We start from the raw sequence: 579 nt of genomic DNA on the forward strand, positions 1-579 counted from the left end.
ATGACAGCACCTGGACGACAAATCGGCAAGTTTTTCTCTTTAAAAGTATAACACCACCCCCCTCCTCTTTGATCTTTATAGCGGAATCCTGCTTGAACCATGCAAGCATCAACTGTTGCTTTAGCATTAATACTCTGCTGTTGGTTTTCTGGAAAAACATCATAAGGGGTTGGCATACCACATTCTAACAATGCTTTTCCTATCTCCGTAAAATCTGCACCAGGTTTCTCCCACATACTCAGAGCCCCTGGAGAAGGCTTATCAATGTTACATCCAGCTACACTAACCAAAACTATTCCGCTTAATAATTTCAAGATTTGTTTCATTTTTTCCTCCCTGAATATTTTGAATAAATTGGCGTACGATTAGGTAAACCATAGAACTTTGTACAAGCATCACTTGGATGTCCATAACAAGCATGAACACTTGGATAACCCTTAAATATTTGCCCTGCTTCTTTCCAAGGACCACTTCCAGGAGGTATTTGCTCAAAAGTGTAAGGATTTTTGCCAATCTTTGTACCAACAAAGTCATTTTTATGATTTTCCAAGTTTACGTAATCCTGCTTTCCATCACTTA

At 38.9% G+C, this 579-nt stretch carries 1 protein-coding gene and 1 pseudogene; both read right to left on the minus strand.

All coding sequences use genetic code 11. From position 1 onward, the window contains the following. Positions 1-326: hypothetical protein (locus ACFIKH_RS09385; protein WP_375671557.1), on the minus strand; the 326-nt coding region annotated here is incomplete at its 3' end. Next, a pseudogene (locus ACFIKH_RS09390) lies at positions 323-579 on the minus strand (hypothetical protein); the annotation flags it as partial. The gene ACFIKH_RS09385 and the pseudogene ACFIKH_RS09390, both read right to left, overlap by 4 nt.

It is taken from the genome of Bartonella sp. SD1336NMGDW (genome assembly GCF_042193565.1).
GTDB classification, from domain to species: domain Bacteria; phylum Pseudomonadota; class Alphaproteobacteria; order Rhizobiales; family Rhizobiaceae; genus Bartonella; species Bartonella grahamii.